This is a genomic window from Ramlibacter sp. GCM10027632 (assembly GCF_042675325.1).
Classification (GTDB): domain Bacteria; phylum Pseudomonadota; class Gammaproteobacteria; order Burkholderiales; family Burkholderiaceae_C; genus Ramlibacter.
Genome location: NZ_JBHTGW010000005.1, coordinates 93,271 through 110,786, shown reverse-complemented (window position 1 = coordinate 110,786; position 17,516 = coordinate 93,271). Strand labels below are relative to the sequence as shown.

Annotated in this window: 18 protein-coding genes and 1 tRNA gene; 11 read left to right on the top strand and 8 right to left on the bottom strand. The window is 70.3% G+C overall.

Annotated elements, in window-relative coordinates:
* Positions 1–86 precede the first annotated feature (86 nt).
* Positions 87–833 (top strand): SDR family oxidoreductase, encoded by a 747-nt coding sequence (locus ACFQZY_RS09435; RefSeq protein WP_377415374.1) that lies wholly within the window; start codon positions 87–89, stop codon positions 831–833.
* Between the two features lie 10 nt (positions 834–843).
* Here the strand turns inward: ACFQZY_RS09435 and ACFQZY_RS09430 are convergent, their stop codons facing one another.
* From ACFQZY_RS09430 to ACFQZY_RS09420, 3 genes are all read right to left on the bottom strand, one after another.
* The gene (locus ACFQZY_RS09430; RefSeq protein WP_377415373.1) at positions 844–1,422 is read right to left on the bottom strand and encodes a GNAT family N-acetyltransferase; all 579 of its coding nucleotides are present in this window, start codon (positions 1,420–1,422) and stop codon (positions 844–846) included.
* Positions 1,419–2,933: a methyltransferase regulatory domain-containing protein gene (locus ACFQZY_RS09425; protein ID WP_377415372.1), complete on the bottom strand. Its 1,515-nt coding sequence runs from the start codon at positions 2,931–2,933 to the stop codon at positions 1,419–1,421. The genes ACFQZY_RS09430 and ACFQZY_RS09425 overlap by 4 nt, the downstream gene beginning before the upstream one ends.
* 118 nt (positions 2,934–3,051) lie before the next feature.
* On the bottom strand, positions 3,052–3,969 hold the full coding sequence (locus tag ACFQZY_RS09420) for a LysR family transcriptional regulator (protein ID WP_377415371.1): 918 nt from the start codon (positions 3,967–3,969) through the stop codon (positions 3,052–3,054).
* Between the two features lie 105 nt (positions 3,970–4,074).
* Between ACFQZY_RS09420 and ACFQZY_RS09415 the strand changes: the two genes are divergently transcribed.
* From ACFQZY_RS09415 to ACFQZY_RS09400, 4 genes are all read left to right on the top strand, one after another.
* A complete protein-coding gene (locus tag ACFQZY_RS09415; RefSeq protein ID WP_377415370.1) occupies positions 4,075–5,616 on the top strand; it encodes a CoA-acylating methylmalonate-semialdehyde dehydrogenase in 1,542 nt (513 codons plus the stop codon).
* Positions 5,617–5,669: 53 nt separating this feature from the next.
* A complete protein-coding gene (locus ACFQZY_RS09410) occupies positions 5,670–7,295 on the top strand; it encodes a GMC family oxidoreductase (protein WP_377415369.1) in 1,626 nt (541 codons plus the stop codon).
* Positions 7,296–7,512: 217 nt separating this feature from the next.
* A complete protein-coding gene (locus tag ACFQZY_RS09405) occupies positions 7,513–8,271 on the top strand; it encodes a sulfite exporter TauE/SafE family protein (protein WP_377415368.1) in 759 nt (252 codons plus the stop codon).
* 37 nt (positions 8,272–8,308) lie between these two features.
* Positions 8,309–8,842, top strand: coding sequence for a DUF2946 family protein (locus ACFQZY_RS09400; protein WP_377415367.1), 534 nt, complete (start codon positions 8,309–8,311; stop codon positions 8,840–8,842).
* Between the two features lie 46 nt (positions 8,843–8,888).
* On the opposite strand, the gene ACFQZY_RS09395 is transcribed toward ACFQZY_RS09400, so the two are convergent.
* On the bottom strand, positions 8,889–9,446 hold the full coding sequence (locus ACFQZY_RS09395; RefSeq protein WP_377415366.1) for a c-type cytochrome: 558 nt from the start codon (positions 9,444–9,446) through the stop codon (positions 8,889–8,891).
* Positions 9,447–9,576: 130 nt separating this feature from the next.
* Between ACFQZY_RS09395 and ACFQZY_RS09390 the strand changes: the two genes are divergently transcribed.
* Positions 9,577–9,652 (top strand) — tRNA-Arg (locus ACFQZY_RS09390).
* Positions 9,653–9,674: 22 nt separating this feature from the next.
* Here the strand turns inward: ACFQZY_RS09390 and ACFQZY_RS09385 are convergent.
* The gene (locus ACFQZY_RS09385) at positions 9,675–10,655 is read right to left on the bottom strand and encodes a Bug family tripartite tricarboxylate transporter substrate binding protein (protein ID WP_377415365.1); all 981 of its coding nucleotides are present in this window, start codon (positions 10,653–10,655) and stop codon (positions 9,675–9,677) included.
* A gap of 4 nt (positions 10,656–10,659) precedes the next feature.
* Complete coding sequence (locus ACFQZY_RS09380) at positions 10,660–11,544, bottom strand: alpha/beta fold hydrolase (RefSeq protein ID WP_377415364.1); 885 nt, start codon at positions 11,542–11,544, stop codon at positions 10,660–10,662.
* 101 nt (positions 11,545–11,645) lie between these two features.
* On the opposite strand from ACFQZY_RS09380, the gene ACFQZY_RS09375 reads away from it, so the two are divergent.
* The 3 genes from ACFQZY_RS09375 to ACFQZY_RS09365 all read left to right on the top strand — a co-directional run bounded on the left by ACFQZY_RS09375 (position 11,646) and on the right by ACFQZY_RS09365 (position 13,913).
* Positions 11,646–12,533, top strand: coding sequence for a LysR family transcriptional regulator (locus tag ACFQZY_RS09375; protein WP_377415363.1), 888 nt, complete (start codon positions 11,646–11,648; stop codon positions 12,531–12,533).
* Between the two features lie 9 nt (positions 12,534–12,542).
* Complete coding sequence (gene ygiD / locus ACFQZY_RS09370; protein WP_377415362.1) at positions 12,543–13,349, top strand: 4,5-DOPA dioxygenase extradiol; 807 nt, start codon at positions 12,543–12,545, stop codon at positions 13,347–13,349.
* A gap of 81 nt (positions 13,350–13,430) precedes the next feature.
* Positions 13,431–13,913 (top strand): phasin family protein, encoded by a 483-nt coding sequence (locus tag ACFQZY_RS09365; protein ID WP_377415361.1) that lies wholly within the window; start codon positions 13,431–13,433, stop codon positions 13,911–13,913.
* 6 nt (positions 13,914–13,919) lie between these two features.
* Here the strand turns inward: ACFQZY_RS09365 and ACFQZY_RS09360 are convergent, their stop codons facing one another.
* Positions 13,920–14,825, bottom strand: a complete 906-nt coding sequence (locus tag ACFQZY_RS09360) for a LysR family transcriptional regulator (protein ID WP_377415360.1) — start codon at positions 14,823–14,825, stop codon at positions 13,920–13,922.
* A 102-nt stretch (positions 14,826–14,927) separates the two neighbouring features.
* Here ACFQZY_RS09360 and ACFQZY_RS09355 point away from each other — a divergent pair, with 102 nt between their 5' ends.
* Complete coding sequence (locus ACFQZY_RS09355; protein WP_377415359.1) at positions 14,928–15,743, top strand: DODA-type extradiol aromatic ring-opening family dioxygenase; 816 nt, start codon at positions 14,928–14,930, stop codon at positions 15,741–15,743.
* Positions 15,740–16,405 (top strand): esterase, encoded by a 666-nt coding sequence (gene ypfH / locus ACFQZY_RS09350; protein WP_377415358.1) that lies wholly within the window; start codon positions 15,740–15,742, stop codon positions 16,403–16,405. The genes ACFQZY_RS09355 and ypfH overlap by 4 nt, the downstream gene beginning before the upstream one ends.
* Here ypfH and ACFQZY_RS09345 read toward each other — a convergent pair.
* A complete protein-coding gene (locus tag ACFQZY_RS09345) occupies positions 16,377–17,405 on the bottom strand; it encodes an ornithine cyclodeaminase (RefSeq protein WP_377415357.1) in 1,029 nt (342 codons plus the stop codon). The genes ypfH and ACFQZY_RS09345 overlap by 29 nt on opposite strands.
* Positions 17,406–17,516 lie beyond the last annotated feature (111 nt).

Here is a 17,516-nt window from a genome sequence, read left to right as displayed (position 1 = left end):
TTGTCTCCGGTTGGTCGCCGCCTCGTGGACGGCTTTGCTCTAATCGAGCGCGAAGCTTACCCGCCCCGCGGAGATGGAGGTTGCACATGGACAAGATCCTGCTGGTCACCGGCGGCAGCCGCGGCATCGGCGCCGCGACGGCCTTGCTGGCGGCACGCCAGGGCTACGCGGTGGCCGTCAACTACGCGACGCGCCCGGACGCCGCGCAGGCCGTGGTCCGTCAGATCCGCGAGGACGGCGGCACGGCCATCGCCGTGCAGGCCGATGTTGCGCGGGAGGAGCAGGTGCTGGCGATGTTCGAGCGCATCGACGCCGAGCTGGGCCGCCTCACCGCCCTCGTGAACAACGCCGGCGTGGTCGACGTGCCGGCACGGGTGGACGAGATGGACATGGCGCGCTGGCGCCGCATGTTCGACATCAACGTGATGGGCACCCTGGCATGCTCGCGCGAGGCGGTGCGCCGAATGAGCACGCGCCATGGCGGGCGGGGCGGTGCGATCGTGAACCTGTCCAGCGCCGCCGCGCGCCTGGGCGCCGCCGGCCAGTACGTGGACTATGCGGCGGCCAAGGGGGCCATCGATGCCTTCACCATCGGCCTGGCGAGAGAGGTGGGCGGCGAAGGCATCCGCGTCAACGCGGTGCGCCCGGGCCTGATCGAGACGGAGATCCATGCCTCGGGCGGGTTGCCCGACCGGGTACGACAGCTCGCGCACCAGGTGCCCATGCAACGGGGCGGGCGGCCCGAGGAGGTGGCCGAAGCGATCGTGTGGCTGCTGTCGCCGCAGGCCAGCTACACGACGATGACGCTGATGGAGATTTCCGGAGGGCGTTGAGGCGCGCGGGTCAGTCGGTCACCAGAGACAGCAGCACGTTGTCGCGCCACTCGCCGTTGACCTTGACGAAGTCCCGCGCGTAGCCCTCCACCGTGAACCCCAGCCGGCGCAGCAACCGGGCGCTGCGCAGGTTCTCCGGCAGGTGCGTGGCCATGATGCGGTGCAGCTTGTAGCGGGCCAGGACCTCGCGCACCGCGGGTGCGATCGCGGCGTACATCAGGCCGCTGCCCTCCAGCGGCTCGTCGACCAGGAAGCTGATCGTGCAGGCCTGGAAGTCGCCATGCTCGATGGCCCAGAAGCTGGCCAGGCAGCCGATCTCCCGGGCGTCACCCTCCTTGGTGAACCCCACGAGGTGGACGGCCTGTCCGGCCGACATGGCCTGCCGGCGGCGCGCGAGCTCGCCTTCCCAGTGGGCAGCCTGCTCCAGCTCCGGCGCGAGGCTCATCGCCATGCGCAGGTGGTGGCGGTTGCGGGCATGAAAGCGCGCGAAGGGAGCGGCGAACTGCGGGTGAACCCCGTAGAGCCACCACCGCTCGTTGTCCATCCAGATGACGGGTTGGTCGACCGGCGTGACGACTCGGGCTTTCATGATGCGCGCTCCTCCAGCAGGCCAAGGCGGCGCCACATCGGCACCACCGTCTCGATGAACTGCTCGGCCCGTGCGGCCAGATCGCGCCGGACGGCGTCAGCGTCCTGCGCCCGCTCGGGGGCCTCGTGCCAGGGCCAGGCGACGTCAGCCAGCTGGCTGGCCGTGCGCGCGCCCTGTTCCCACGCCAGCAGGAACAGCCGCTCCGCCCGGGCGCTCTCGATGGCGTGGCCGGTCACGGGGCTGGCCAGGTACCGCAACGTGTCGTCGAACCGGGCCTGGCGGGCGACCGCGCGATTCATGGCGCGGGCCGGCACCGGGTCATGCGCAGCCAGGTCCTCGGGGAACACGGGGAACGCATGGACCTGGGCCACCAGGGCGGCCGCAGTCTCGAACACCCGCTCGACGGGATACCCGCCGAGCCCGGCGTCGTCGATCAGCCGCCCCAGGGGGACCGGTGCGTCCGCGACGTCCAGCGCCTGTACCAGCCGCGTGGCGATCTCAGGATCGAGCGAGATGCTGCCGTACGGGGTCTGCACCGTGGTGCCGATGGCAGCAGCGGGGCGCAGGAGGACCAGGGCCACCTCCCGCAGCCGAGCGTTGCGCTCGGGCCGGGACAGGCGGTTGGCGCCACGCACGAAGACATCCCGGCGGAAGCGGCGATTGAGCAGGAAGTCGGTGGTGGTTTCGCGCAGCGCCGGGTTGAGGGCCAGGTCGGCCACGCCACAGGCCTGGCGGCGCTGCAGAGACTCCCCCACGAGGTCGGACTTGTGCACCGAGCAGGCGAAACCCAGACCGGCGGCCTCGAGGGTTTCCGCCAGCTCGGCGAAATAGGTGATGTGCCAGGAGCGGTTGAAGTACTCGTGCGCGACGACGTTCACGTCGTCGCGCAGCATCTCGTCGAGCATCTGGCCGGCCTTGGCGTTCTGCTCGAAGTAGGCGGCCCGCCCCCGGCGCAGGCGCTGCGCGAACGCCAGCGAATCGCTGATGCGCGTGGCCGTGGAGGCGCCCCGGCCCCCGGCCAGTTCGGAGTGCAGCCACAGCAGGTCCCGCAAAGGCTTCTCGGCGGACCAGCCCGGCATCACGTTGTAGCTGACGTACACGATGCCCCCGGGGCGCAGGCGCCGCCGGATGAACTCGACGACCGCATGCCGCGCCGACGCATTGATCCAGGACCAGACGCCATGCAGGGTGATGAAGTCGAACTCAGGCAGGCTGGCCTCGAGCATGTCCTCGAAGCCGAGGGCCAGCCAGTGGGCCGGCAGCTGGGCCTGGCGCGCCAGCGACTGGGCGAAGACCGCATGGTCCGGGTTGAAGTCCGTGCCCCAGAACTCCCCTCGGGGGTTGGCCGCAGCGTGGAGATTGGCGCAGACGCCTTGCCCGTAGCCGAGCTCGCAGTAGCGGTAGGAGCCGTCGCCGGTGGCGTTGGACAGGCCGTTCAGGAGAAGGAAGAACCGCAGGAAGGGCGGTGACAGCTCATGGTAGTAGCCGTGGGAGTATGTGAGATCCGACACATACCCCTGTGACCAGTTCTGATTCATTCGACCCCCGTCGAGCGCCCATGGCTGAACAATTGAGCGTTGGTGATGGAGGACGCCGGCGAGTTCCAGCGGCTGGCCGGCCCCGCTGGCCTCAGAAGCCTTGCGCCAGGGCCTCGCGCAGGTGGTCCACCAGGCATTGCACTGCCCGCGGCACCCGGGCGGACCAGGGCCGCAGCGCGTAAATGTGGTCGCCGAAGAAGCCGAGCGGCCGCCACTTCGGCAGCACCTGCACCAGTTCGCCGGAGGCCAGGGCCGGGGAGGCGGTGAAGTCGGGCAACAGGCCGATGCCCAGGCCGGCCATCACGCATTCGCGCAGCACCTCGCTGTTGTTCGCCTTCAGGGGGCCTGACACCGCCACGGCGACCCGCTCGGGACGGCGGCGGCGCTCCTGCTCGAAGGACCAGCTCTGGCCCGCGGCATCCCGCAGGTACAGGAGGCAGGCATGCGCGGAGAGCTCCGAGGGATGCCCGGGCTCGCCGTGCCGGCGCAGGTAGTCGCGGCTGGCCACCAGCAGGGATCGCGAGGCGCACAGGGGCCACGCCACATGCGTCTCCGGCGGCGCCTGGGTATGCCGGATCGCCAGGTCGAAACCTTCCTGCGCGAGGTTCACCAGGCGGTCGCTCAGGTCCAGCTCCAGGCGGATCTCCGGGTAGCGCTGGAGGAAGGCGGGCAGGATCGGCGCGATGTGCTGCCGTCCCAGGGCCACGGGGGCGGTGAGGCGCACCAGGCCGCGCGGCGAGCCGGCCAGGTCGCGGACGCCGGCGAAGCTGTGCTCGATGCGCTCGAACGGCGCCTGGATGTCGTCGACGAGCTGCTGGCCCGCCGGGGTCAGGCTCACCGAGCGGGTGGTCCGCCGCACCAGGGGCACGCCGGCCGCGCGCTCCAGTTCGGCGATGCGCTGGCTCACCGTGGCCTTGGACACCCCGAGCCGGCGCGCGGCCTGCGTATAGCTGCGGGTCTGGGCCAGCACGGTCAGCAGGTGCAGGTCGGCGAAGGCGGGCGTAGTCATGCTTGTATTGTTCATCGAATCGAACAATCTGATTGAGGTTCTGGCCTTCCCGGCCGGCACCGCGACGCCTAGACTGGGCCCCAGCAACCGATTGAAGGATCCTCCATGAACGCACCCGAGAAAGCCCTCGCCGCCACCGGCGTCGCCACGATCGACCACTGGATCGGGGGGCGCGTCTGCGCGGGCCGCAGTGGCCGCCACGCCGATGTCCACAATCCCGCCACCGGCCAGGTGACCGGCCGGGTGGCGCTGGCCGACACCCGTGAAGTGGACCAGGCGGTCGCCACCGCCCAGGCCGCCTTCCCCGCGTGGGCCGAGACTTCGCCGCTGCGCCGCGCGCGGGTGATGTTCAAGTTCCTCGAGCTCCTGAACCAGCACCGGGACGAACTGGCCCGCATGATCACCGCCGAACACGGGAAGGTGTTCACCGACGCCCAGGGCGAGGTCACGCGCGGCATCGAGATCGTGGAATTCGCCTGCGGCATCCCGCAGCTGCTCAAGGGCGACTACACCGAGCAGGTCTCCACCGGCATCGACAACTGGACGATGCGCCAGCCCCTGGGCGTGGTCGCCGGCATCACTCCCTTCAATTTCCCGGTGATGGTGCCGATGTGGATGTTCCCGGTGGCCCTGGCCTGCGGCAACACCTTCGTCCTCAAGCCCAGCCCGCTGGACCCGAGCCCCTCGCTGCGCATGGCGGAACTGCTGAAGCAGGCCGGCCTGCCCGATGGCGTGTTCAACGTGGTCCAGGGCGACAAGGACTCGGTCGACGCCCTGTTGGAGCACCCCGGCGTGAAGGCCCTGTCCTTCGTCGGCTCCACGCCGATCGCGCAGAAGATCTACGAGAGCGGCGCCCGCCACGGCAAGCGCGTGCAGGCCCTGGGCGGCGCGAAGAACCACATGGTGGTGATGCCCGACGCCGACATGGACCAGGTCGCTGACGCCCTGATCGGCTCGGCCTACGGCTCCGCCGGCGAACGCTGCATGGCGATCTCGGTCGCCGTGCTGGTCGGCGACACCGGCGACCGGCTGATGCCGGTGCTGGCCGAGCGCACCCGCGCGCTCAAGGTGAAGAACGGCGTCGAGCTCGACGCCGAGATGGGCCCGATCGTGAGCCGGGTGGCGCGTGACCGCATCACCGGCTACATCGATGCCGGCGTCGCCGAGGGCGCCCAGCTCGTGGTCGACGGCCGCGGCTTCCGGGGCCAGGCGGCCGGCGCGGGCTGCGATGACGGCTTCTGGCTCGGCGGCACCCTGTTCGACCATGTCACGCCCGACATGAAGATCTACCGCGAGGAGATCTTCGGCCCGGTGCTGGCCTGCGTGCGGGCCAAGGACTTCGCCGAGGCGCTGACCCTGGTCAACGACCACGAGTTCGGCAACGGCGTGGCCTGCTTCACCCGCGACGGCAACGTGGCGCGTGAGTTCAGCCGCCGCATCCAGGTGGGCATGGTCGGCATCAACGTGCCGATCCCGGTGCCCATGGCCTGGCACGGCTTCGGCGGATGGAAGAAGAGCCTGTTCGGCGACATGCATGCCTACGGCGAGGAGGGCGTGCGCTTCTACACGAAGCAGAAGTCCGTCATGCAGCGGTGGCCTGAGAGCATCGGCAAGGGCGCCGAGTTCGTGATGCCGACCTCGAAGTAACGCAGCGCTTATCCTTCGCGCTGCGTCATCAGAACAACGAGGGACAACGCGCGATGAGCGACACGACGTTCGATCACATCATCATCGGCGCCGGCACGGCCGGCTGCCTGCTCGCCAACCGACTGAGCGCCGACCCGTCCCGGCGTGTGCTGCTGATCGAAGCCGGCCGCAAGGACGACTACCACTGGATCCACATCCCGGTCGGCTACCTGCATTGCATCGGCAACCCGCGCACCGACTGGCTGTACCGCACCGAAGCCGAAGCCGGCCTCAACGGCCGCCAGCTGCGCTACCCACGCGGCAAGACGCTGGGGGGCTGCTCCAGCATCAACGGCATGATCTACATGCGGGGCCAGTCGCGTGACTATGACCAGTGGGCCCGGCTCACGGGTGATGCCCGCTGGCGCTGGGAGCACTGCCTGCCGTATTTCCGCAAGCACGAGGACTACCACGGCGGCTCCGATGCGCTGCATGGAGCCGGTGGCGAGTGGCGGGTGGAGAAGCAGCGGCTTCGCTGGGACATCCTCGACGCCTTTTCCCAGGCCGCGCAGCAGGCCGGCCTGCCCGCCTGCAACGACTTCAACCGCGGCGACAACGAGGGCGTGGGCTACTTCGAGGTGAACCAGCGCGCCGGCTGGCGATGGAACACCGCCAAGGCCTTCCTGCGCCCGACCTGCTACGGCCGCCCCAACTTCGAGATGTGGACCAACGCCCATGTGCGGCGGCTGGTGATCGAGCGTGGCGAGGACGGCGCGCTGCGCTGCACCGGCGTCGAGGTGTGGACCGGCAGCGAGATGGTCACGGCCCGCGCCAACCGCGAGGTGCTGCTGTCGGCCGGCAGCATCGGCTCGCCGGCGATCCTGCAGCACTCGGGCATCGGCCCCGCCAGCCTGCTGCAGTCGCTGGACATCCCCGTCCTGCAGGACCTGCCGGGCGTGGGCGCCAACCTGCAGGACCACCTACAGATCCGCTCGGTATTCAAGGTGCAGGGCGTCAGCACGCTCAACACCCTGGCCTCCAGCTGGTGGGGCAAGGCCCGGATCGGCCTCGAGTACGCGTTCAAGCGCAGCGGCCCCATGAGCATGGCCCCCTCCCAGCTGGGCGCCTTCACCCGCAGCTCGCCGGACCAGCCGTGGCCGAACATCCAGTTCCACGTGCAGCCCCTGAGCCTGGACGCATTCGGCGAACCGCTGCACACCTTCGACGCGTTCACCGCCAGCGTCTGCAACCTGAACCCCACCAGCCGGGGCACGGTCAAGATCCGCAGCCAGGACTTCCGTGACGCCCCCCTGATCGCCCCCAACTACCTCAGCACCCCCGAGGACCGCCGCGTGGCGGCGGACTCGCTGCGCGTGGCGCGGCGCATCGCCGCGCAGCCGGCGCTGGCCCCGTACCGGCCCGAGGAATGGAAACCCGGCCCGCAGTACCAGTCCGACGAGGAACTGGCCCGGCTGGCGGGCGACATCGCGACCACCATCTTCCACCCGGTGGGCACCACCCGCATGGGCGCCGAGGATGACCCGATGGCCGTGCTGGACCCGCAAATGCGCGTGCGCGGCGTGGCCAACCTGCGGGTGGTGGACGCCGGCGCCATGCCCACGATCACCAGCGGAAACACCAACTCGCCCACGCTGATGATGGCCGAGAAGGCCGCCGACTGGATCCTCGCCGCGGGGTGAGGACCACGGGTAAGCCCCAATGCTCATCCGGACGACGCCCAAGTACAGTGCGTCAACTCGCAGACGCACCGTAACTGGGCGTCGCTGAAAAGCGAGGGGTCCGAGGAGACATCGGAGACAAAACCCACATCACAAAAGAACAAGCAGGCATCCCACAACGATGCCGACCGCAAAGGCGCCCCCAAGGCGCCTTTGCTTTTTTGGGGACAATCCCGGCATGGAATTGCTGCTGATGGCGCTTGCGTCCCTGGGCGCCGGGTTCGTGGACGCGATCGTCGGGGGCGGCGGCCTGATCCTGGTGCCCGCCCTGTTCACGCTGTTTCCCACTGCACCGCCCGCCACCCTCTTCGGCCTGAACAAGAGCGCCTCGGTCTGGGGCACCGCGATGGCGACCTGGCAGTACAGCCGGCGCGTCACCCTGAACTGGCACGCGCTGCTGCCCGCCACCGCGATGGGCCTGGCGGGCGGCTTCACCGGGGCCTGGGCGGTCACCGTGGTCTCGGGCGACTTCCTGCGCCGCCTGCTGCCGCTGGTGCTGCTGGCGGTGCTGCTGTATACGCTGGCGCGCAAGGACCTGGGCCGCCACCATGCCCCGGTGTTCTCCCGCAACACGGAGCGCCTGGTGGCCTGCGGCATCGCGCTGGCAGTGGGCTTCTACGACGGCTTCTTCGGTCCCGGCACCGGCAGCTTCTTCGTCTTCCTCTTCGTGCGCCTGCTGGGGTATGACTTCCTCAACGCCTCGGCCGCCGCCAAGCTCCTGAACGTCACCACCAACCTGGCCGCGCTCGTGCTTTTCGCGTTCAAGGGCCATGTCTGGTGGCACTACGCCGCCGTGATGGCGGTGGCCAACGTGGCCGGCAGCCTGCTCGGGACCCGCCTGGCCCTGCGCCATGGCGCGGGCTTCGTGCGCGGCGTGTTCATCGTCGTGGTCTCGGCCCTGATCCTCAAGACGGGCTACGACGCCTTCCTGCGCTGAGCCCGCGCGGGCTCGCCGCGCCGCCTATCATTGGGCCATGGACGATATCGTGCGCCAGGCCATGGCCAAGTGGCCGCATGTGCCCCACTGCTACGGGTGGCTGGGGCTGGACGCGCGCGGCGGCTGGTACATGCGCGACGACCGCGTGCAGGCCGCGGGCCCGTTCCCCCAGGCCAAGGGCTCGCTGCTGCGGCATGACAAGCTGGTCGACTTCATCCAGCGCAATTACGAAGCCGACGAGACGGGCCGCTGGTACTTCCAGAACGGCCCGCAGCGGGTGTACGTGGAGCTCGAGGCGGCCCCGCTGGTCTGGCGGGTGCACGGTGACGGCCAGGTCTTCTCGCACTGCGGCCAGCCTGCGCGGGTGCGCGCCTGCGTGATCGACGAAGCCGGACGCCTGTACCTCGACACCGACCAGGGCTTCGGCCTGGTCCACAGCCTGGACATGGCGCTGGCGGCCGACGCGGTGGAAAGCGGCCGCTGGGCGCCGCGGGAGATGCTGGCGCAGGATCTGCCGACGCAGTACGGCTTCGTTCGGAGCCCGGCGGCGCAGCGGGCACCGCACTCGTGAAAAAGCCGCCCGCGGATGCGGGCGGCTTTCTCGAATCAGCGTGAGATTACTTGGCGGCGGATGCCGCGGCCGCGGGGCGCTGCGGCTCGGCGAACTTGGCGCCGCCGGCGTTGGCCAGGTAGACCACGGCGCGGCCGATCTCGAGGTCGTCGAAATCGCCACCACCCTGGGCGCCCATGGCGCCCTTGCCCTTGAGGGCGGAGTTCAGCAGGGCCTCGTAGCCGGCCTTGATGCGGGCACCCCAGGCACCGGCATCGCCGAGCTTGGGCGCCCCGGCGGCGCCGGAGGTGTGGCAGGCCGCGCACTGGGCCTTGAAGACTTCCTCGCCGGACTTCAGGGCGCGGTTGGCATCACGGATCTCGACGGAGCCGACCTTGCGCAGGCGCTCGGCGACGCCGCGCTCCTGGTCCTGGGCGGTCACGCCACCAAGAGCATAGCGCTCGGCCTGGGCGCTGCCGGCCGGCTTGCTATCAGAGGTGACATAAGCGACCAGGCCCATGATGATGAACACCGGAACCACGAACGAAAAGAACGAGGCCCAGAGCAGTTGCTTCGGGGTCTTGATCGGACCGGTATGGGCTTCTTCGTGCTGGCTGTCGCTCATTGCGTCCTCGGGCAAAACGGTGCTGGGGATGAAATCAACCTTCGATTATAAGGGGCCGACAGGGCGCCTCCTTCGCAGGCGCCGGGGACAGGGTCCGGCATGGGTCATAATCAGCGGGTTGTTTCATCGCGCGGCTGTAGCTCAGTGGATAGAGTATTGGCCTCCGAAGCCAAGGGTCGTGGGTTCGATCCCCGCCAGCCGCGCCATCTTCTGCCTCCCTCCCACCCCTCACTCCAGCTTGATGCCTGACTTGCTCAGGAACTGCTGCCAGAACGGGTACTCGGTGCGAATGTAGGCCGCCAGTTCCGCGCCCGTCATGGGCATCGGCTCGAGCTCCATTTCCTGCATCTTGCGTCGCATGTCCGGGTGGGCGACCACCTTGGCCAGCTCGCTGCCCAGTCGCTCGGCGACGGGGGCAGGCAATCCGGCCGGCGCCATCAGCCCCCACCAGACCGAGAGGTTGATGCCGGCCAGGCCCGACTCCTGGAGCGTCGGCGTGTCAGGCAGTACCTGCAGGCGCTTGTCACCGGTCACCGCCAGGGCGCGCAGCTTGCCGCCCTTCACCAGCGGCAGCACCGCGGGCGGCGTGTCCGAGCTGAAAAGGATCTCGCCGCGCACCACGTCGGTCAGCGACTGGCCACTGCCCTTGTAGGGGACGTGCTTGCTGTTCATCTCGGCCTGCTTGATCACCACCTCGCTGGTCAGGTGCCCGATGGTGCCGACGCCGGCGCTCGAGAAGCTCGAAGGCTTGTCCTTGTCGCGCGCACGGGCCACCAGCTCGCGGAAGCTGCGCGGCGCATCGGGATTCACGCTGGTCACCACCACCAGGGGCGTGCGGCCCACGCCCCCCAGCGGGGTGAAGTCGCGATCCGCGCGGTAGGTCGGCTGGCTGCTCAGGAGGGGCGACGTGATCAGCGTGGCATTCGTGGCGAGCGTGAGCGTGTAGCCGTCGGCCGGCGCCTTGGCCACCGACTGCGTGCCCAAGGTGCCGCCCGCGCCGGCGCGGTTCTCCACGGTCACCGGCACGCGCAGCTGCTCGGACAGGCGCACCGCCAGCAGCCGGCCGAGGATGTCGCTGCCGGTGCCGGGGGCGAAGGCCACCACCAGCTTGATCGGCTGCGAGGGGTAGGTGTCGGCGCGGGCCAGCGAAGGCGCCAGCATGCAGGCCAGCCCGAGCGTCGTCAGGCCACGGCGAAGGTTGGATCTCATCACGTCACTCCTTGAAGAAGGCCAGCAGCTCCGCGAGCGTGTGCTCGGGCGCCTGTTCGGTCGGGTAATGCCCGCAGGGCAGCTCCTGCATGCGGACGATGTTCGCGCAGTACTTCGGCCACTCGATGCGCGCGTCGTGGTGGTGCGCGGTGTGGCTCTTCTCCCCCCACAGGACCAGCGCCGGCGGCTGGACCTTGCGGCCCGCCTCGAAGTCCGCGGTGTCCATCTGCAGGTCCAGCGTCGCGGCGGCGCGGTAGTCCTCGCACACGGCGTGGATGTTCTCGGGGGTGCACACGCGGATGTACTCGGTGATTTCCTCCTCGGTGAAGCCGCCCTTGCCGGGTCCCTGCTTCATCAGCTTGTCGCGGATGTAGAAGGCCTCGTTGCCCCGAAGCAGGGTCTCTGGAAAGCCGCGCTTCTGGGCCATGAACCACCAGTGGTACAGGTCCAGCGCCATCTGGACCTGGATGTCCTTGAAGACGCAGTGCGTGGGCAGGATGTCGAGGAAGGCGACGCGCGTGACCTTGTCCGGATGGTCCATCGCCATGCGGAAGGCGGTGCGCGCGCCCCGGTCGTGGCCTGTCACGCCGAAGCGCGCGAAGCCCAGGTGCTGCATCACCTCCACCTGGTCCTGGGCCATGCGGCGGAAGGTGTAGTTGGAGTGGTCCGGCAGGCCCTCGGGCTTGCCGCTGTCGCCGTAGCCGCGCAGGTCGGTGGTGACGACGGTGAAGTGCTCGGCCAGGCGTGGGGCGATGCGGTCCCAGCTCATTTGCGTGAGCGGGTTGCCATGCAGCAGCAGCAGGGGCGGACCCGACCCGCGGATGCGGCCGACGATGCGTACGCCGGGGTCGGAGGTTTCGATCTCGAAAGGCTGGGGGGTCGTGGACATGGGGCCGCACCTTACCGGGTAGCCCCTCGCCGGACAATCGCGATTATCGAGACCGATTGTTCTGCCCTCCCGAATAAACTTCCTTGCAGGAGAACCCGTCCATGGACATCAACCTGCGCCACCTGCGCACCTTCCTCGAGGTGGCCGAGGCCGGCAGCTTCCGCGACGCCTCCGGCCAGATCCACCGGTCCTTCTCGGTGGTCAGCACCCAGGTGCGGCAGCTCGAGGAGCAGCTCGGCGTCGCGCTGTTCCACCGCACCACGCGCAGCGTGAAGCTCACCGCGGCAGGCCTGGTGCTGCGCGATGCCGCGCGCAAGGGCTTCCGCGAGATCGAGGCCGGCGTGCGCGAGCTGCAGGAGACGCTGGACCTCGGGCGCGGGCGCATCACGCTGGCCTCCTCGCCGATCATGGCGGCGACCCTGCTGCCGCCGTGGCTGGCGCGCTTCGAGGCCGAGTACCCGGCGATCCAGATCCGGGTGCACGAGCTCACGCCCGCAGGGATCCTGGAAAGCGTCGCCAGCGGCGACTCGGACTTCGGCATCGGCCCCGCCGCGCCCGGCGCCGGCGTGAAGTTCGAGCCGTTGCTGGAGGAGAGCCTGATGGCCCTGGTGCCGCGCCGGCTCAAGGCCACCGCTGCCGGCACCATCACGCTGCGCGAGGTGTCGAGGCTGCCGGTGCTGCTCCTGAGTGAAGCGACGGCGTTGCGCGGCATGTTCGACGAGGCGTGCCGCAAGGCGGGCATCGCGCTGGCGCCGAAATACGAGTCGACCCAGGCGCAGACCCTGATCGCGATGGCCAACGTCGAACTCGGCGCGGCCATCCTCCCGCGGTCGGTGCTGCCTGCGCGGCCCGACCGCCGCGTGCAGGCGCTGCGCATCGTGTCGCCCGCCCTGAGCCGGCGCATCGGGCTATTCACTGCTTCGCGGCGCGCGCTCTCGCCGGCCGCGGCACGCCTGGCCGAGGTGATCCGGGCCGGGGCGCGCGCCTAGAATTTCCGCATGCCCCTGACTCCCTCGCCCAAGATGCCGGTACTGTTCCTGGGACACGGCAGCCCCATGAACGTGATCACGGACAACCCGTACCGCGAGGCCTGGCGCGTGCTGGGCACGCAGTTCGGCACGCGCTGGCCGCGGCCCCGCCTGATCCTGTGCGTGTCCGCGCACTGGCTCACGCACGGCTGGTGGCTCACCGGGCAGGCGCAGCCGCGCACCATCCACGATTTCGGCGGGTTCCCGCAGGAGCTGTTCGCGCAGCAATATCCCGCGCCAGGCGCCCCCGGGGAGGCCACGCAGATCAGCGCGCTGCTGGCGGACGTGCCGGTGGGCATCGACGCGCGCGAGTGGGGCTATGACCACGGCAGCTGGGGCGTGCTCAAACCCATGTTCCCGCAGGCCGACATTCCCGTCCTGCAATTGAGCCTGAACTGGGACGCGCCGCCGGCCGACCACCTGGCGCTGGGCCGGCGCCTGCGCCCGCTGCGTGAGCTGGGCGTGCTGGTGGTGGCCAGCGGCAACACCGTCCACAACCTGCGGGCGATGCGGCGCGAGGCCACCGGCTTCGACGCCTACGACTGGGCGATCGAGTTCGACACGCGCATCGCCCAGGCGATCGAACGGGGCGATCCCGACGCGCTCGCCGACTTCCAGGGCATGGGCGACATCGCCCGCCTGGCCCACCCGAGCTATGACCACTACCTGCCGCTGCTGCATGCGGCGGGCGCCGCGGAGCCCGGCGAGGCGGCGGAGTTCTTCAGCGCGGACTTCCAGGGCGCGTCGGTGGCGATGCGCTCGGTGGTCTGGGGCTGAGGGTCACCGGGCTTGCGGTAGATCAACGCGGCCGCCGCCTCCTGGAGTATGTTGAACTTCCGGATCACAAGGCAGCCCGCAATGACTACCAAGCCATCATCCCCCCGCAAACCCGTCGCCGCCCCCGCCGAGGCTGCGGCCGCCCCGTTCCTGGACCTCTGGGGTGACCTGCCCCGGCAGCAACTGGCCGTGTGCACCGAGTCGCTGTGCGCCGTCCTGCAGGGGTTCGAGAACATCCGGCGCGTGCAGGCGCAGGCCGCGCACCGCGCCTTGCAGCGCCACGAGTCGGCGAGCACGCGCCTGTCTACAGGCTGCGACGCCCACCAGCTCGCGTCCCTGCAGGTCGACCTGGTGCAGCACGACCTGCAGGAGATGGGGCGCTACTGGCAGGAGCTCGGTCACGCCGCGATGGAGATGAACCAGCGGCTGTTCATGAGCCTGTTCCAGTGGGGGGGGCCCGTCGCGGTGGAAGGCGTGCGCCAGGCCACCGACGCGGCCTCCATCCTGTCCGGGTTCGGCGAACCGTTCTCCTGGCACCCGCCGCGGACGGCGATGCGCCACTAGGGTGTGTCAGCGGGCGCTGTCCGCCTCCGGGACGGACAGCTGCTGCGCGAGGTAGTCGATCAGCCGCCTGACCTTGGGTGGCACCTGCTTGCGCGAGGGGTAGACCGCGTGAACCCCCAGCTCCAGCGACCGGTAGGCGGGCAGGACCTCGACGAGCGCGCCCGATTGCAGGTGCGCCTCGACCAGGAAGGAGGGCTGGAGGACGATGCCCTGGTGCGCCAGAGCCGCCGCCACGCAGGTGTCGCCGCTGTTCGTGTGCATCCGAGGCTGGACCCGGACCTCGGTCGGCCCGGCGGGTCCCGTGAACGCCCAGGTGTCGCCCATGGCGAGGAGGCTGTAGGCCAGCACGGCATGCCGCGCCAGGTCGGCCGGGTCGCTGGGATGCCCGTGGGCCACCAGGTAGCCGGGTGAGGCGCACAGGACGAGCCGGGTCGATGCGAGCTGCCGGCTCACCAGGGACGAACTGGCGAGGCGGCCGATCCGCACGGCGAGGTCGAAGCCTTCCTCGATCAGGTCCACCTGCCGGTCGGACAAGGTGAGGTCGAGCCGGACCCGCGGATGCGCGGCGAGGAAGCCGCCCCACAGCGGCGCCAGCCGCATCACGCCGAACGAGACGGGGGCGCTGACCTTGAGGGTGCCGGCCACCTGGCCACTGCGCACGGTGACTTCGGCCTCGGCTTCCTCGACCCCGGCCAGCAACTCCCGGCACCGCGCCAGGAACACCTCGCCCTCGCCGGTGAGCGAAAGGCGGCGCGTGGTCCGGTGCAGCAGGCGCACGCCCAGCCGGGCCTCGAGCTCCGAGACGATCCGCGAGACCGCGGCCTTCGAAAGCACGAGCTCGTCGGCCGCACGCACGAAGCTGCCGGCCTCGACGACCGCCGTGAACACCCGCATCTCCTGGAACCGGTCCATGTCGCCACCCTCCTCCGAGGGCCAGATTGTTCACCCATGAGAGACAGTTCATCCATCGAACCTCAATTTATTTCCATGATCTGAATCAATAGAGTGACACGCATGGAACGTCTCCCCACCCTCTTCGTCTCGCACGGCGCGCCGACCTTCGCGCTGAACCCGGGCCGCGCCGGCCCGCTGCTGACGGCGCTGGGGCGCACCCTCGTGCGTCCGCGCGCGGTGCTGGTCGTCTCGCCGCACTGGGTGACCCGGCGGGTCGCGGTGACGACTTCGCCACAGCCGCGCACCATCCATGACTTTGGCGGGTTCGACCGCGCCCTGTACGGGATCACCTACCCCGCGGCAGGCGCTGCCGTGGTCGCCCAGCGCGCCGCCGGCCTGCTGCGCGCCGCCGGCTGGGAGCCCGACCTGGACCCGGAGCGCGGCCTGGACCATGGCGCCTGGGTGCCCCTGCTGCACCTGTATCCGGCGGCGGATGTGCCCGTCGTCCAGGTGTCGATGCCGGCCACGCTCGACGCAGCGTCCGCCCTGGCCATGGGGCGCGCCCTCGCGCCGCTGGCCGACGAAGGCGTGTTCGTGGTCGGTTCCGGCAGCATCACCCACAACCTGTACGAGTTCCGCGCCGGCGAGGCCGCCGAGGCGCCCTATGCGCGGGAGTTCACGGCCTGGATCCGCGACGCCGTGGCCTGCAGCGACACCGCCCGCCTGGTCGCTGCCCTGGAGCTGGCGCCGCACGCGGCGCGGGCCCATCCGACCCCGGAGCACTTCCTGCCACTGCTCGTCGCGCTGGGCGCTGCGCCCGAGGGGGCTCCTGCCAGCGTGCTGGACGGCGGTATCGAGCATGGCGTGCTGGCCATGGACTCGTATGTCTTCGGACGCTTGCCCGCGCCCGGCACGCCGAGCCGGGAGGGCGCATGACCGCCGATGCCTCGCTGGTGCTGTCCCGTCCCGCCGGTCCGGCCACGGAGCTGATCCTCCTGTTCCACGGCGTGGGGGCGCAGGCCGCCAGCCTCGGGCCGTTGGGCGAGTTCCTGGCGACGCAGCGGCCGCAGGCCTGCGTGGTCAGCGTGGCTGCGCCGTGTCCGTCAGACCTGGGTGCGGGGCGGCAGTGGTTCTCCGTGCAGGGCGTCACCGAGGCGAACCGGCCGACCCGCATCGCCCAGGCACTGCCCCTGTTCGCGGAAGCGGTCCGGCACTGGCAGGAGGAAACCGGCGTGGCGCCGGAGGCGACCGTGCTGGTCGGCTTCTCGCAAGGCGCGATCATGGCGCTGGCGACGACCCAGGTCGGGCCAACCTCGGCAAGCCGGGTCGTGGCCCTCGCGGGCCGCTTCGCCGCACCACCGACCCGTGCTCCGCAGGGAACTTCAGTGCACCTGATCCACGGCGCGGAAGACCCCGTCATCGTGGTCGGCCACAGCCTGGAGGCCGGGCAAGCCCTTCGTGCCCTCGGAGCGCGCGTGACAGTCGACCTGGTTCCCGGCCTCGGCCACGCGATCGACGCGCGCATGGCGAACCTCATCGTGGCCCGCCTCGGCCCGCCGCCGGGCGACCTCACGTACCGGGCGGCTCGAGCAGGCTGAACAGGTCCTTGGGGTCTGCGAGGTCCGGTACCAGCGGCAGCTCGCGACCGACGCCCAGGGCGATGGCCTGGGCCTGCAGGTAGCGCAGCGCTGAAAAATCTTCCAGCGCAAAGCCGACCGAGTCGAAGACCGTGATGTCCTGCTCCCCCAGGCGCCCCGGCTGGCCGCCGCCGAGCACTTCCCAGAGTTCGGTGACAGGCAGGTCTGGCGGCAACAGCTGGAGGTCGCCCTCGAGCCGCGTCTGCGGCTCGTACTCGACGAACACGCGAGCGTTGCGCAGCACGTCGGGATGCAGCTCGGTCTTGCCGGGGCAGTCGCCGCCGATCGCGTTGAGGTGCATGCCGGGCACCACGAGGTCCGGCGTGATCAAGGCTGCGCGGACCTTGCGGGCGGTGGCCGTGGTGACGATGTCGGCGCCGCGTACCGCCTGCGCCACGTCGGCGCAGGCCTGGACGTCCAGGCCCCTGGCTCGCAGGCGCCGCTCCAGTCGCCCCATGGCCTGGGGGTCGATGTCGTGCAGTCGCAGCGAGTCGATGCCCAGGAGGTGATGGAACGCCAGCGCCTGGAATTCACCCTGGGCGCCGTTGCCCACGAGCGCCATGACGCGGCTGCCGGGACGCGCCAGCGCCTGCGCCGCCAGCGCCGACGTGGCGGCCGTGCGCAGCGCGGTGACGAGGGTGAGGTCGCACACGAACCTCGGCAGGCCGGTGGCCACATCGGCCAGCACACCGAACGCCATGACCGTGGGCAGCCCGAGCGCGGCGTTGGCCGGGTGGCCGTTGACGTACTTGAAGCTGAAGGTGGTGCCATCGCTCACCGGCATCAGCTCGATCACGCCCACCGGCGAGTGGCTGGCGAGACGGGCGCTCTTCTCGAAGCGGGGCCAGCGCAGGAAGTCGTCACGCAGGGCCTGCACCAGGCCTTGCAGACAGCCCGGCAGGCCGATGCGACGCACCAGGGTGGCCACATCATCCGGCGACAGGAACAAGGTGGCAGCCATGCAGGACAGTCTCGCGCGCAGCGGCCTGCGCTGCAAGTCGTTCGGACGCCGGATCGCCGACATCCGCGCGCGGCATGGGCTGACAGGGCAGCGACCCGCCGAGTCCGCACG